The sequence below is a fragment of the Pseudomonas sp. McL0111 genome (genome assembly GCF_052567255.1).
In genome coordinates this window covers 2,290,361-2,304,156 of record NZ_CP199585.1, presented here as the reverse complement: position 1 = coordinate 2,304,156, position 13,796 = coordinate 2,290,361, and the positions used below count along the sequence as shown (strand labels likewise).

Below are 13,796 nucleotides of genomic sequence, written 5' to 3'. Positions count from 1 at the left end.
TATCAAGCGCGTTTCAGCGCTTGAACGCCTTCACTTCAGCATCACGCAGGCGCGGGGCCAGCTTGTCGAGCACGCCGTTGACGAACTTGTGACCGTCGGTGGAACCGTAGACTTTCGCCAGTTCGATCCCTTCGTTGATCACCACGCGGTACGGCACGTCGACGCGCTTGAGCAGTTCCCAGGTGGACAGGCGCAGCACGCACAGTTCAACCGGGTCCAGCTCTTCGATGGTCAGGTCCAGGCACGGCGTCAACGCAGTGTCGATCTCGGTCAGGCTGGCCGGAACACCGTGCAGGATGTCGTGGAAGTAGCTGGCATCGGCAAAGGTGAAATCGTTGTCGACGCGAAACTGCGCCTCGATTTCGTTCAGCGAAGTACCGGCCATGTGGCGCTGGTACAGCGCTTGAGTCGCCAACTGACGGGCAGCCCGGCGCTTTTCGCTTTTCGAAGGCTTGCCGGCGTCCGCTGGACGTGGATCGCGCGGGTTGAAACGATCGCTTTCGTCGCTAATCACTTGGCCTCCAACTGTGCCAGCAGGCTGACCATTTCCAGAGCGGACAGGGCAGCTTCAGCACCTTTGTTACCGGCCTTGGTGCCGGAACGTTCAATGGCTTGCTCGATGGAATCCACGGTCAGGACGCCGAAAGCGACCGGAACGCCGAACTCCATGGACACCTGGGCCAGGCCCTTGGTGCATTCGCCTGCCACGTATTCGAAGTGCGGAGTACCGCCACGAATGACCGCACCCAGGGCGATGATTGCCGCGAACTCGCCCTTCTGAGCGACTTTCTGCGCAACCAGCGGAATTTCGAAGGCGCCAGGTGCGCGGATGATGGTGATGTCGCTTTCGCTCACGCCGTGGCGAACCAGGGCATCAACTGCACCGCTGACCAGGCTTTCAACCACGAAACTGTTGAAACGGCCTACTACTAGAGCGTAGCGGCCTTTAGGGGCGATGAAGGTACCTTCGATGGTCTTCAGGGTCATTCGTCAGATCTCTTAAAGAGCCGGGACGCGTGTGTTACGCGTCCCTCAGTGATTTATTTGCCGCGAATTCAAGGCCGCAAACAGCCGGTCATTATTCGGAGGGCACGTATTCTACAACTTCCAGATCGAAACCGGATATGGCGTTGAATTTCATTGGTGCCGACATCAGGCGCATTTTGCGTACGCCGAGGTCACGCAGGATCTGCGAACCGGCACCGACGATGCTGTAAGTGGTCGGTTTTTTCACCGCAGCCTGATCGCCGGTTTCGCGGATATGCGCCAGCAATACGTCGCCATCGAGCGGGTGACCGAGCAACAGCACCACACCGCTGCCCGCCTCGGCAACCGCAGCCATGGCGGCGCGCAGGCTCCAGCGGCCCGGTTGTTTGACCATCAGCAGATCGCGCAGCGGGTCCATGTTGTGTACACGAACCAGCGTCGGCTCTTCGGCGCAGACCGTGCCCAGCGTCAGGGCCATGTGCACGTCGCCTTCCACGGAATCACGATAGGTCACCAGGTTGAATTGGCCCAGTTCGCTGTCCAGTGGCTGCTCGGCAATCCGCTGAACGGTACGTTCGTGGATCATCCGGTAGTGAATCAGGTCGGCGATGGTGCCGATCTTGATGTTGTGTTCAGCAGCGAAAGCTTCCAGCTCAGCGCGACGGGACATGGTGCCGTCGTCGTTCATCACTTCGCAGATCACACCGCTCGGCTCGAAACCGGCCATGCGCGCCAGATCGCACGCGGCTTCGGTGTGGCCGGCACGCGCCAGGGTGCCGCCGGCCTGAGCCATCAGCGGGAAGATGTGGCCCGGGCTGACGATATCTTCAGCCTTGGCGTCTTTGGCGGCAGCCGCTTGCACGGTGCGCGCGCGGTCAGCAGCGGAGATGCCGGTGGTCACGCCTTCGGCTGCTTCGATGGAAACGGTGAACTTGGTACCGAACCCGGAACCGTTGCGCGGCGCCATCAGAGGCAGCTTCAGCAGTTCGCAGCGTTCGCGGCTCATCGGCATGCAGATCAGGCCACGGGCGTGCTTGGCCATGAAGTTGATGTGTTCGGCCTTGCAGCATTCGGCGGCCATGATCAGGTCGCCTTCGTTCTCGCGGTCTTCGTCATCCATAAGGATGACCATCTTGCCTTGGCGGATGTCTTCAACCAGTTCTTCGATGCTATTGAGCGCCACAAGGCACCCCCTTGAGTCAGGATTTGAGGTAGCCGTTCTGGGCCAGAAAGCTTTCAGTGATGGTGCCGCCGGAGGTTGGCTCTGCAGCCTTGTCACCGAGCAACAGGCGCTCGAGGTAACGCGCCAGCAAGTCGACTTCCAGATTCACCCGGCGACCTGGCTTGTACGACGCCATGATGGTTTCGCTCAGAGTGTGCGGAATGATGGTCAGCATGAATTCGGCGCCATCGACCGCGTTCACGGTCAGGCTGGTGCCATCGACGGTGATTGAGCCTTTATGGGCGATGTACTTGGCCAGGTCTTTTGGCGCGCGGATGCGAAATTCCACAGCGCGGGCATTGTCGGCACGGGAAACGATTTCGCCGACGCCATCAACGTGACCGCTGACCAGATGCCCGCCGAGACGGGTGGTCGGGGTCAGGGCTTTTTCCAGATTGACCGGGCTACCGCTTTTCAGGTCATTCATGGCCGTGCAGTCGAGGGTTTCGCGGCTGACGTCAGCGGCAAAGCCGTCGCCCGGCAGTTCAACCGCGGTCAGGCATACGCCGTTGACCGCGATGCTGTCGCCGAGTTTGACGTCGCTCAGGTCGAGCTTGCCGGTTTCGACATGCACGCGTACATCGCCGCCCTTGGGGGTCAATGCACGGATACTGCCGATGGATTCAATGATGCCGGTAAACATGGGGTTCTCCTTGAGAACAAGGCCAGCGCAATAGCGATGGCCGGGAATTATACGCTCGCCGAATGGACAGGGATGGCAGTGACTCGCCAGTCATCGCCCACGGCGCGAATTTCGCTGATTTTCAGTTCCGGCGCATCCTTCATATGGGCGAGCGGCCAGTCCAGCAAAGGACGCGCCGTGGAGCCGAGGAACTTGCCGGCAATAAAGATCACAAACTCATCGACCAGCCCAAGCTGAGCAAAAGCGCCCGCCAAGCGCGGACCGGCCTCGACCAGTACTTCGTTGACGTCACGCTTGGCCAATTCGATCAGCAACTGATGCAGATCGACCTGACCGTCATCACCCGGCACAATCAGGCATTCCGGGCCATTGGCGTATTGTTCTTCGACCGCAACGCAAGTCGCGACCAGCGCTGGGCCGGCCTTGAAGAACGGCGCATCCAGCGGCACCCGCAGGCGACCGTCAATCAGCACCCGCAATGGCGGACGACTCATGGCCAGTGCGGTTTGCTCGCCATCGAGGCCCAGTTCTTCAGCGCGAACGGTCAACCGCGCGCCGTCGGCCAGCACCGTATCGGCACCGGTCAGCACTACGCTGGCCTGTGCGCGTAGTCGCTGCACCGCGGAACGTGCGGCAGGCCCGGTGATCCACTGACTCTCGCCACTTTCCATCGCCGTGCGACCGTCGAGACTCATCGCCAGCTTGACTCGCACGAACGGCAAGCCGTGTTCCATGCGTTTGAGGAAGCCTTGATTGAGCTTGCGCGCTTCGCTTTCCAGCACGCCGCTTTCGGTGGCGATACCGGCATCCGCCAGACGCTGCAAACCACGGCCGGCCACTTGTGGATTCGGATCACGCATCGCCGCAACCACCCGCCCGACACCGGCACTCACCAGCCCATCGGCGCACGGCGGCGTACGCCCATGGTGACTGCAAGGTTCAAGGGTGACGTAAGCGGTCGCGCCCCGGGCCAGTTCACCGGCAGCGCGCAAGGCGTGGACTTCGGCATGCGGTTCGCCGGCGCGTTCATGCCAGCCTTCGCCGACAATCTGCCCGTCCCGCACGATCACGCAGCCAACCCGGGGATTGGGGTGCGTGGTGAAGTGACCTTTGCGCGCCAGTTCCAGCGCACGGGCCATGAAGTGGGCGTCGAGGATCGCCTGCTCGGCGGCAGTGGTCATTCTTTCACCGGTTCGCGGGCGAGGCGGTCGATCTCTTCGCGGAACTCGTTGAGATCCTGAAAGCGCTTGTACACCGAAGCGAAGCGGATATAGGCGACCTCATCAAGCTTTTGCAGCTCGGCCATCACCAGTTCGCCGACCACGAGGGATTTGACCTCGCGCTCGCCAGTAGCGCGCAGCTTGTGCTTGATGTGAACCAGAGAGGATTCGAGGCGCTCGACGCTTACCGGACGTTTCTCCAGGGCGCGTTGCATGCCGGCGCGGAGTTTTTCTTCGTCGAACGGCTGGCGGCTGCCATCGGTTTTGATCAGGCGCGGCAACACCAGTTCGGCGGTCTCGAATGTCGTGAAACGTTCGCCGCAGGCCAGGCATTCACGCCGGCGGCGCACCTGTTCGCCCTCGGCGACCAGACGCGAGTCGATGACCTTGGTGTCGTTGGCACCGCAGAAGGGACAGTGCATGGTGGCTGGCAACAAAAAAAGGGAGGGCCATGGTAGCGCATCCCGGTGGCAAGACAAGCCATAGGGTTTGCGGTATACAGACTGGCATGATCGTTTGATCCATGGATTTCATTTTGCTGGAGCAGCCAATGCCGTTACGTCCGCTCATTTTGCTCAGTCTTTTCAGCCTGCTGGTGGCCTGCGGCAGCGACAAACCCAAGCCGCAGCCGCCAACCCCGGGCCCGGCGCCGCAACAGGCGCAGAAAAAAGCCAAAGAGGCCGCTGATCTTGGCCCGCTGCCGGCCTATCAACGTGAACTGAGTGGCACCCTGCAAGGCGTGCCGGCCGGTGCCGAAGTCGAACTGGCGTTGCTGGTGATCGATGAAAAGGATCGTCCGCAACAATTGCTCGCCAGTTCCAGCCTGATCGGCAACAACCAGATTCTGCCGTTCCGCCTGCGTTTCAACCCGGAAGCCTTTCCGGCCGGTGCCCGCGTTGAATTGCGTGGTCGCGCCAGCCAGTCCGGTCAGTTGATCCTGCATCTGCCGTCGCAGACCATCACTCAGCCGACCACCCAGGCGCTGGGACAGCTGCAATTCGTCAAAGCACCATGAATGCACCGTTCGACCTGCAACAGGCATTAGGTGAATTGCTCGGCGATGCCCGGCTGGTGGCTTGCCCGCTGCCGGACACCGATCTGAAGCTATGGCTGATCGACGGCGACAACATGGATCGCGCCTTCAGCCCCGATGAAACCCGGCGGATTCTGCACGAGCCGCCGTACTGGAGCTTCTGCTGGGCCAGCGGTCTGGCGGTGGCGCGCTATCTGGCGCAGTTTCCGGAGTGGGTCCGGGGCAAACGGGTACTGGATTTCGGCGCCGGTTCCGGGATCGCCGGGATTGCTGCGGTGAAGGCCGGTGCGCTGGAGGTGGTGGCTTGTGATCTCGATCCTCTGGCGATTGCCGCGTGCCGGGCGAATGCCGAACTCAATGATGTGCAGATGGGTTATTCGACGGACTTCTTCGCCGAGGCGGATCGCTTTGATCTGATCCTGGTGGCAGACGTGTTGTATGACCGGGAAAATCTGCCATTGCTGGATGCTTTCCTCAGCCGAGGCCGGGAAGCGTTGGTGGCGGATTCGCGGGTGCGGGATTTTCGTCATCCGTTGTATCGGCGCATTGAAATGCTTGAGGCGATGACGCTGCCGGATCTGGCCGAGCCGGAAGAGTTTCGCTATGTCAGCCTCTACCATGCGCGGCGTTAGCTGAAAGCATCGCCAGCAGGCTGGCTCCCACATTGGATCTGTGTCGTTCACAAATCCCCTGTGGGAGCCAGCCCTGCTGGCGAAGGCGTCCTGCCTGGCGACAGCCCTCTCAAACCTGCGCCGCTTCCGGCCACACCCCGCCAAGCCGTATAGTTGCCCCATCCACGCTTTTACGAGATCCCCCATGAGTCAGCAAACGCCGTACATTTTCGACGCCACGACGGCCGACTTCGATCAGTCGGTGATCGAGGCTTCTTTCCAAAAACCGGTGCTGGTGGATTTCTGGGCCGAATGGTGTGCCCCGTGCAAGGCGCTGATGCCGATGCTGCAAACCATCGCCGAGAGCTATCAGGGTGAATTGCTGCTGGCCAAGGTCAATTGCGACGTCGAGCCGGACATCGTTTCGCGCTTCGGCATCCGCAGCCTGCCGACCGTGGTGCTGTTCAAGGACGGTCAACCGGTGGACGGTTTTGCCGGCGCACAACCGGAATCCGCCGTGCGCGCCTTGCTCGAACCGCATGTGCAGATGCCACCGCCAGTCGCTGCCGATCCGTTCGAACAGGCGCAGGCGCTGTTCGATGAAGGCCGCTATGCGGACGCCGAAGCCACGCTGGTGGTGCTGCTCAATGAAGACAACACCAACGCCAAAGCGCTGATCCTTTACGCCCGCTGCCTCACCGAGCGCGGTGAACTGGGCGAAGCGCAAGCCGTGCTCGATGCGGTCAAGAGCGATGAGCACAAAGCCGCGCTGGCCGGGGCCAAGGCGCAAATCAAGTTCCTCGGTCTGGCCAAGGATCTGCCGGACGCCGCCGACCTGAAAAGTCGTCTGGCGCAAAATCCGCAAGACGATGAAGCGCTGTATCAGCTGGCAATCCAGCAACTGGCCCGCCAGCAATACGAAGCGGCGCTGGATGCATTGCTCAAGCTGTTCATCCGCAATCGCAGCTACAGCGAAGGCTTGCCGCACAAGACCTTGCTGCAGGTGTTTGAGCTGTTGGGCAATGATCATCCGCTGGTGACGGTGTACCGACGCAAGCTGTTTGCGGCGCTTTATTAAGAAGATCAAAAGATCGCAGCGTGCCGCAGCTCCTACTTTGGAATGCATTTCCCTGTAGAAAGCTGCGATCTTTTGCTGTCTATTCGATCCAGCTGTAGAGCGGCGTATCCCCACCACTGGCGACTTTGACTTGCGTCGAATGGCGCAAGCGCACCAGCAAGCGCTTGCCCGCTGCCGCACTGCCGGTCAGTCCTTCAAGCTGTTCCAGCAGATCCGGCCCGCTGAGTTGTCCGGCCTTGCGCAGCAAATCCTTGGCGACCTGCCACAACGCATCGTCCTGATTCAGCGGTTTCGCCGCTGGCGTCGCAGCAGTCTCAGCTTGAGCGGTTGGCGTCTGCGCACCCAGTGCCGAACCGAGCCGTGCCCAATCGCTGTCATCCAGTTCCAAAGTCAAATCCACCGGCAAGTCGCCGACGGTTCCGCGTATCCGCAACATTAGCTTCGCTCCTGCACATTTCTGACCTACATGCTCCCATGGGACTTGTGCAACGCCAAGCAGGCGGGCAAACTCTGCGCACTTTCGTTATAAGATTACATAACAAACTCTTCACTTTACTTCCCGGAGACCGCCATGCGTCGTCTGCTGCTCGCTTTGCCGTTTGCCCTGTTGCCGCTGGCCATCGCCCACGCCGCCGATGAGCACGACCATGATCATGAACACGGCAGCCTCGGCGCCCACGAACATGGCGTCGGCCGCCTCAATGCAGCGCTCGACGGCCAGACCCTGGAACTGGAGCTGGAAAGCCCGGCGATGAACCTGGTGGGCTTCGAACACGCCGCCACCAGCGATGCCGACAAAGCCAAGGTCGCCGCTGCTCGCGCCCAACTGGAGAAGCCGTTGGCGCTGTTCAACCTGCCCGCCGCAGCTGGTTGCAAAGTATCCAGCCAGGAATTGGAAAGTCCATTGTTCGGCGACAAGCCGGATGCCGACGATCATGACGATGATGACCACGACCAACCGGCCAAGGCTGGTGAAGAGCATCACCACGAGCACAGCGAAATCCACGCGCACTACCAATTCACCTGCGCCACTCCGGGTGCACTGAAGACGCTGGATCTGGCGAACATCTTCAATACCTTCCCGGCGACCCAGAAAATTCAGGTACAACTGATCAGCCCGAACGGTCAGCAAGGTACGGAAGTCACGGCCAAGGCTGCTGCCCTGAAGTTCTAAACTCACTGAAGAACCCCTGTAGGAGTGAGCTTGCTCGCGAATGCTATCGACCAGTCACTATCGATGTCGGCTGATCCAGCGCTTTCGCGAGCAAGCTCGCTCCCACAGGGGTTGCATGTTCAACTCTTGAAATCGGCGCCATGACTCAAGCACTCATCGAACTGTCCGACCTGGGCTTCAGTTGGCCCGGTCACCCGCAACTGCTGGACATCCCGGCGTTTCGCCTCGAACCCGGCGAAACCCTGTTTCTCAAAGGCCCCAGCGGCAGTGGCAAGACCACCCTGCTCGGCTTGCTCGGCGGCGTGCAGAAACCGGATCGCGGCAGCATCCGCCTGCTCGGCCAGGAACTGACCGAACTCGGTGCCGGCGCCCGCGATACTTTTCGCGTTGATCACACCGGCTACATCTTCCAGCAGTTCAACCTGCTGCCGTTTCTTTCGGTACGCGAGAACGTCGAACTGCCTTGCCACTTCTCGAAGCTGCGGGCCCAGCGCGCCAAACAGCGCCACGGCAGTGTCGATCAAGCCGCCGCCACCCTGCTCGCCCATTTGGGTCTGAAGGACGAAAGCATCCTCAGCCGCCGCGCCGACTCACTGTCGATCGGTCAGCAACAACGCGTCGCGGCCGCGCGGGCGTTGATCGGCCAACCGGAACTGGTGATCGCCGACGAACCGACTTCGGCACTGGATTACGACGCCCGGGAAAACTTCATTCGGCTGCTGTTCGCCGAATGTCGCGAGGCAGGATCGAGCTTGTTGTTCGTCAGCCACGACCAGAGCCTTGCGCCGCTGTTCGACCGTCATCTGTCCCTGGCCGAGCTCAATCGCGCCGCCACGTCTGCCGAGGTCTGAGATGTATTTGTTCCGTCTGGCCATGGCTAGCCTGGCTAACCGCCGCTTCACCGCCCTGCTAACCGCATTCGCCATCGCCCTGTCGGTGTGCCTGCTGCTCGCCGTCGAACGGGTGCGCACCGAGGCCAAAGCCAGTTTCGCCAGCACCATCAGTGGCACCGACCTGATCGTCGGCGCGCGCTCGGGTTCGGTGAACCTGCTGCTGTACTCGGTGTTCCGCATTGGTAACGCCACCAACAACATCCGCTGGGACAGCTTCGAACACTTCGCCGCCAACCCGAAAGTGAAGTGGGCGATCCCGATGTCCCTCGGCGACTCCCATCGTGGCTACCGCGTGATGGGCACCACCGAAGCCTATTTCGAGCATTACCAGTACGGTCGCCAGCAACATCTGGAACTGGCCGACGGTCGCCCCTTCGCCACCGATCCGTTCGAAGTGGTGCTCGGTGCCGAAGTCGCCGATGCGCTGCACTACAAGCTCGGCGACAAACTGGTGCTGGCCCACGGTGTGGCGGTGATCAGTCTGGTCAAACACGACGACAAACCGTTCACCGTGGTCGGTATTCTCAAGCGCACCGGCACCCCTGTGGATCGCACGCTGCACATCAGCCTCGGCGGCATGGAAGCGATCCATATCGACTGGCACAACGGCGTGCCGGCGCAGGGCAAAGGCCGGATCAGCGCTGATCAGGCGCGCAACATGGACCTGACGCCGCAAGCGATTACCGCGTTCATGCTTGGCCTCAACAGCAAGATTTCCACCTTCGCCCTGCAACGCGAGATCAACGAGTTCCGTGGCGAACCGATGCTGGCGATTCTGCCGGGCGTGGCGTTGCAGGAGTTGTGGAGCCTGATGAGCACCGCCGAAAAAGCCCTCTTCGTGGTCTCGCTGTTCGTGGTGCTGACCGGGTTGATCGGCATGCTTACGGCGATTCTCACCAGCCTCAATGAACGTCGCCGCGAGATGGCGATTCTGCGCTCGGTCGGCGCGCGACCGTGGCACATCGCGAGTCTGTTGATACTGGAAGCTTTCGCTCTGGCGCTGACCGGTGTCATCGCCGGGCTGGCGTTGTTGTATATCGGCATCGCTGCTGCGCAGGGTTACGTGCAGGCCAACTACGGTCTGTTTCTGCCGCTGGCCTGGCCGAGCGAGTATGAATGGACGCTGCTCGGTGGCATTCTGGCGGCCGCGCTGCTGATGGGTAGCGTGCCGGCCTGGCGTGCGTATCGCCAGTCGTTGGCCGACGGCTTGTCGATCCGTTTATGAGGATGTTCACCATGCCCCGCGCTGTACTCGCGCTGTTATTGCTGGTCGCCCTGCCCGTGTGGGCAGCGGCGCCAAAAGATCTGACCTGGTCGGAGATGATTCCGCCGGACGCCGCCCCCGAAGTGCCGAACATGACGCCGCTGCACGACATGTCGAAGATGGGCGATGCGCTGTCCGCCGAAGCCGCGCCGGCTGCGAAACAGGACCTGCCCGATGCGCCGGTGGTGCAGAGCCTCGACGGGCAGAACATTCGCCTGCCGGGTTATATCGTGCCGCTGGAAGTCAGCGAAGAAGGCCGTACCACGGACTTCTTGCTGGTGCCGTATTTCGGCGCGTGCATCCATGTGCCGCCACCGCCGTCGAACCAGATCGTGCATGTGAAAAGCGAAGTCGGCGTGAAGCTTGATGAGCTGTATCAGCCGTACTGGGTTGAAGGGCCGTTGCAGGTCAAGGCGTCCAGCAGTGAACTGGCGGATGCCGGGTATCAGATGGAGGCGGACAAGATTTATGTGTATGAATTGCAGGAGTGAATCTGTCGGTTCTGTGTTGTTTGATCGATTGTCATCGCTAGCAGGCTAGCTCCCACAGGGGATTTGGGTTCAGACACAGATCCATTGTGGGAGCCAGCCTGCTGGCGATGGGGCCGGCCAAGGTTCCACAAAACCTGCAGGGATGAGTGTTTCATTGAGCTGAGTCAAAAGACCGTATCAGTTGGCTTCGTACCATAGGACATCAGAAATTTTTAACGTCCTCTGGAGCCCCCATGAACAAGTCCTTGCTCAGCGCCTCGCTGTTTGCCCTTGCGCTCGCAGCCCCTCTCGCCCACGCCCACGAAGCCGGTGACATCCTCATCCGCGCCGGTGCGATCACCGTCAACCCGAAGGCCGACAGCTCCAACGTCAAGGTCGATCAGGGTCCGTTGAGCGGCACCAATCTGGGCGGCAAGGCGACAATGAGCAGCGACACCCAGCTGGGTCTCAACTTCGCTTACATGCTCACCAACAACATCGGTATCGAGTTGCTGGCGGCCACTCCGTTCGAGCATGACGTGAAAATCAAAGGCACCGCGCTGCCAGCTGCCAACGGCAAACTCGGTACCCTGAAACACCTGCCGCCAACCCTCAGCGTCGTGTACTACCCGCTGGATTCGAAATCGCCGTTCCAGCCCTACGTCGGCGGCGGTATCAACTACACCTGGATCTACGACGAGCACGTCGGCAGCGAAGCGCAGGCCAACGGTTTCAGCAACTTCAAGGCGAAAAACTCCTGGGGTCTGGCATGGCAGGTCGGCGCGGACTACATGCTGACCGACAACATCATGCTCAACGCCCAGGTGCGCTACATCGACATCGATACCCGCGCCACTGTCGACAACAACGCCGTGGCCCAGGGCACTCGGGCCAAAGTGAATGTTGATGTCGATCCATTTGTGTACATGGTCGGTCTGGGCTACAAGTTCTAAGGAACATTCGCGTGGTGGTGAATGAGGCTTTGGGTGAGCAGGCTTGATACTGACGGCGACTGCAATGCAGTCGAACGGGGGATAAATCCCCTCGCCACAGGGATAGCGACAAATTCCGGCCGTGAAAAAGGCGCCTGTCAAAAGGCGCCTTTTTCATGTCTGCGAAAAGCTTATTTGCCGAGCAGTCGCGCCAACCCGACACTCATCGGCGTTTCCTGGGGCAGGTCGAAGCGCTCGATCAAGCGACTGTTGTTCGCCCGCGAATGGCGGATGTCACCGGAGCGTGCCGGACCATAACTGATCGGCGGCAACTCACCGACTACCGCACGCAGCGACTCAAGCATCTGCTTGAGATTCGTCGCCTTGTTCCAGCCAACATTGACCGCGCCGATTTGCACTTCAGGCTTTTCCAGCGCCTGAACCAGAATCTGCACCAGATCTTCGACGTAGAGGAAATCACGCGTCTGTTCGCCGTCACCAAATACAGTGATCGGCAAGCCCTTCTGCGCGCGTTCGCTGAAAATGCTGATCACCCCGGAGTACGGCGAGGACGGGTCCTGCCGTGGGCCGAAGATGTTGAAGAAACGGAAAATCACCGGTTCCAGCGCGTGCTGGCGACGGTAGAAATCGAAGTAATGCTCACCGGCCAGTTTGTCCGAGGCATACGGTGTCAGCGGTGCTTTTGGCGTGTCCTCGTCAATCGACTCGCCTTCGCCGTTGTTGCCGTATACCGCCGCGCTCGAAGCGAACAGCACACGCTTGACCCCGGCCTGGCGCATGGCTTCGCAGACATTCAAGGTGCCGATGAAATTGCTCTGGTGCGTCTTCACCGGATCGTCCACCGATGCCTGCACCGAAGCCACGGCGGCCAAATGCGCAACCGCGCTGCAACCGAGCATCGCCCGTGCCACCAGCGCAGCATCGGCAACATCGCCGACGATCAGTTCGACCTTGGGATTGTCCAGCGGCAGATTGCTGCGTTTGCCGGTCGACAGATCATCAAGAATCCGCACCGAATGACCATTGGCCAGCAACGCGTCGGTCAGGTGCGAACCGATGAAACCGGCACCGCCGGTGATTAAAACAGGACCATCAACCATGACGATAAAACCTATCCAGTAAGCCCGGGAGTGCGGCGCGCCAGGCGCGCGGTTTGATCCCGAATGTGTGCAGAATTTTCTTGCAGGCGAGCACCGCGTGTTGTGGCTCTTCGGCAGCGTCCGGGCGCGCGGCGTGAGCCTGAGCGGTCGGTGCTTCGATGGCCAGCTCATGCAGGCTGCGCGCTTCGGTGAGAATTGCCTGTCCCAGCGCCAGCGGTGTGGTCGCTTCGTGGCCGGCGTAGTGGTAAGTGCCCCACAGCGGCGCCGCGCAATCGAGTTGCTTGAGCACCGAGATGATCACTCGCGCCGCATCGTCGACCGGGGTCGGATTGCCCCGGCGATCATCGGCCAGCAACAGTTCGTCCGGCTGTTCGGCGCGAGCGAGGAAACGCCCGAGCGTGCCGTCGGCGCTGTCGTCGAGCAGCCAGCCGAAACGCAACAGCACATGCTGCGGGCACGTCGCACGCACGCTTTGCTCGATGCGCCACAACGCCTGACCACGCAGGCCAAGTGGCACCGGTTCATCTTTTTCGCTGTAGGCGGTCGCGCGCGAGCCGTCGAACACCCGATAACTGGAAGGCTGCACCAGGACGATGTTGTGATGCTGGCACAGTTCGGCCAGACGCTCGATGGCGCGCTCTTGCCCGGCCAGACGGCTTTCGCTGACCGTTTCGGCCTGGAACCAGTCGAAATAGTAGGCAAGGTTGATCAACGCATCAGGACGGGTGTCGTCGAGCAGTTGCGTCAGGCTCGCGGCATCCCAGCCGTCTTCGGGCGGGCGGGGGGCGAGGAAACCGATGTCTTCTTCCGCACCGAGGCGAATCAGCGCCTGCCCAAGGGCATTTCCGCCGCCCAGTAACATAAGGCGCATTCGCATAGAGTCAGCAGGCCCAGTCTGGTTGGAACGATGGCTTTGGCGACAGCGCTTGTGGCGCCATCGTCGATAATTGCCGGAATCGTTGCATTTTGCGGGTTTAGTGCGCAACCGTCACCCGTAAAGTATCGATATCCGGGATTTGTAACATGGCGACTGGCCCCATCGCTGGCAAGCCAGCTCCCACAGAGATTGCGGTGCATACAAAACCTGTGGGAGCTGGCTTGCCAGCGATGAGGCCCTGAAGGTCACTCGAGATCCCCAGCGGTACTTG

The 13,796-nt window shown here is 60.9% G+C and carries 17 protein-coding genes; 8 read left to right on the top strand and 9 right to left on the bottom strand.

The window, feature by feature from the left end; translation table 11 throughout:
* Positions 1-13: 13 nt before the first annotated feature.
* From nusB to nrdR, 6 genes are all read right to left on the bottom strand, one after another.
* On the bottom strand, positions 14-514 hold the full coding sequence (gene nusB / locus ACTWLJ_RS10485; RefSeq protein ID WP_445180758.1) for a transcription antitermination factor NusB: 501 nt from the start codon (positions 512-514) through the stop codon (positions 14-16).
* Positions 511-987 carry a 6,7-dimethyl-8-ribityllumazine synthase gene (gene ribH / locus ACTWLJ_RS10480; protein WP_003228649.1) on the bottom strand — a complete coding sequence of 159 codons (477 nt, stop codon included), beginning with the start codon at positions 985-987 and terminating at the stop codon, positions 511-513. Before ribH ends, nusB begins: the two co-directional genes overlap by 4 nt.
* A gap of 91 nt (positions 988-1,078) precedes the next feature.
* Positions 1,079-2,170 carry a bifunctional 3,4-dihydroxy-2-butanone-4-phosphate synthase/GTP cyclohydrolase II gene (gene ribBA, locus ACTWLJ_RS10475; protein ID WP_025109536.1) on the bottom strand — a complete coding sequence of 364 codons (1,092 nt, stop codon included), beginning with the start codon at positions 2,168-2,170 and terminating at the stop codon, positions 1,079-1,081.
* 16 nt (positions 2,171-2,186) lie between these two features.
* A complete protein-coding gene (locus ACTWLJ_RS10470) occupies positions 2,187-2,852 on the bottom strand; it encodes a riboflavin synthase (protein WP_401215430.1) in 666 nt (221 codons plus the stop codon).
* Between the two features lie 47 nt (positions 2,853-2,899).
* Positions 2,900-4,033 (bottom strand): bifunctional diaminohydroxyphosphoribosylaminopyrimidine deaminase/5-amino-6-(5-phosphoribosylamino)uracil reductase RibD, encoded by a 1,134-nt coding sequence (gene ribD / locus ACTWLJ_RS10465; RefSeq protein ID WP_445180757.1) that lies wholly within the window; start codon positions 4,031-4,033, stop codon positions 2,900-2,902.
* Positions 4,030-4,494 (bottom strand): transcriptional regulator NrdR, encoded by a 465-nt coding sequence (gene nrdR, locus ACTWLJ_RS10460; RefSeq protein WP_007910946.1) that lies wholly within the window; start codon positions 4,492-4,494, stop codon positions 4,030-4,032. Before nrdR ends, ribD begins: the two co-directional genes overlap by 4 nt.
* 128 nt (positions 4,495-4,622) lie before the next feature.
* Between nrdR and ACTWLJ_RS10455 the strand changes: the two genes are divergently transcribed.
* The 3 genes from ACTWLJ_RS10455 (at position 4,623) to trxA (ending at position 6,794) form a co-directional block, all read left to right on the top strand.
* Positions 4,623-5,087 carry a YbaY family lipoprotein gene (locus ACTWLJ_RS10455; protein ID WP_445180756.1) on the top strand — a complete coding sequence of 155 codons (465 nt, stop codon included), beginning with the start codon at positions 4,623-4,625 and terminating at the stop codon, positions 5,085-5,087.
* Positions 5,084-5,737 carry a class I SAM-dependent methyltransferase gene (locus tag ACTWLJ_RS10450; RefSeq protein WP_401215420.1) on the top strand — a complete coding sequence of 218 codons (654 nt, stop codon included), beginning with the start codon at positions 5,084-5,086 and terminating at the stop codon, positions 5,735-5,737. Before ACTWLJ_RS10455 ends, ACTWLJ_RS10450 begins: the two co-directional genes overlap by 4 nt.
* A 184-nt stretch (positions 5,738-5,921) precedes the next feature.
* On the top strand, positions 5,922-6,794 hold the full coding sequence (gene trxA, locus ACTWLJ_RS10445; protein WP_445180755.1) for a thioredoxin: 873 nt from the start codon (positions 5,922-5,924) through the stop codon (positions 6,792-6,794).
* A gap of 79 nt (positions 6,795-6,873) precedes the next feature.
* Here trxA and ACTWLJ_RS10440 read toward each other — a convergent pair whose 3' ends face one another.
* Positions 6,874-7,230, bottom strand: coding sequence for a hypothetical protein (locus ACTWLJ_RS10440; protein ID WP_445180754.1), 357 nt, complete (start codon positions 7,228-7,230; stop codon positions 6,874-6,876).
* 135 nt (positions 7,231-7,365) lie between these two features.
* Here ACTWLJ_RS10440 and ACTWLJ_RS10435 point away from each other — a divergent pair, with 135 nt between their 5' ends.
* The 5 genes from ACTWLJ_RS10435 to ACTWLJ_RS10415 all read left to right on the top strand — a co-directional run bounded on the left by ACTWLJ_RS10435 (position 7,366) and on the right by ACTWLJ_RS10415 (position 11,548).
* Positions 7,366-7,968 carry a DUF2796 domain-containing protein gene (locus tag ACTWLJ_RS10435; RefSeq protein WP_445180753.1) on the top strand — a complete coding sequence of 201 codons (603 nt, stop codon included), beginning with the start codon at positions 7,366-7,368 and terminating at the stop codon, positions 7,966-7,968.
* Between the two features lie 140 nt (positions 7,969-8,108).
* Positions 8,109-8,819, top strand: a complete 711-nt coding sequence (locus tag ACTWLJ_RS10430; protein ID WP_445180752.1) for an ABC transporter ATP-binding protein — start codon at positions 8,109-8,111, stop codon at positions 8,817-8,819.
* A 1-nt stretch (position 8,820) separates the two neighbouring features.
* Positions 8,821-10,086, top strand: a complete 1,266-nt coding sequence (locus ACTWLJ_RS10425; protein WP_401215406.1) for an ABC transporter permease — start codon at positions 8,821-8,823, stop codon at positions 10,084-10,086.
* An 11-nt stretch (positions 10,087-10,097) separates the two neighbouring features.
* Entirely contained in the window at positions 10,098-10,616 is a 519-nt protein-coding gene (locus tag ACTWLJ_RS10420; protein WP_401215404.1) for a DUF3299 domain-containing protein, read from the top strand.
* Between the two features lie 233 nt (positions 10,617-10,849).
* Complete coding sequence (locus tag ACTWLJ_RS10415; protein ID WP_401215403.1) at positions 10,850-11,548, top strand: OmpW/AlkL family protein; 699 nt, start codon at positions 10,850-10,852, stop codon at positions 11,546-11,548.
* Between the two features lie 170 nt (positions 11,549-11,718).
* On the opposite strand, the gene ACTWLJ_RS10410 is transcribed toward ACTWLJ_RS10415, so the two are convergent.
* Together ACTWLJ_RS10410 and ACTWLJ_RS10405 are read right to left on the bottom strand one after the other, a co-directional pair.
* A complete protein-coding gene (locus ACTWLJ_RS10410) occupies positions 11,719-12,648 on the bottom strand; it encodes an NAD-dependent epimerase/dehydratase family protein (protein WP_445180751.1) in 930 nt (309 codons plus the stop codon).
* The gene (locus tag ACTWLJ_RS10405) at positions 12,641-13,525 is read right to left on the bottom strand and encodes a sugar nucleotide-binding protein (RefSeq protein WP_401215399.1); all 885 of its coding nucleotides are present in this window, start codon (positions 13,523-13,525) and stop codon (positions 12,641-12,643) included. The genes ACTWLJ_RS10410 and ACTWLJ_RS10405 overlap by 8 nt, the downstream gene beginning before the upstream one ends.
* Positions 13,526-13,796: the final 271 nt, after the last annotated feature.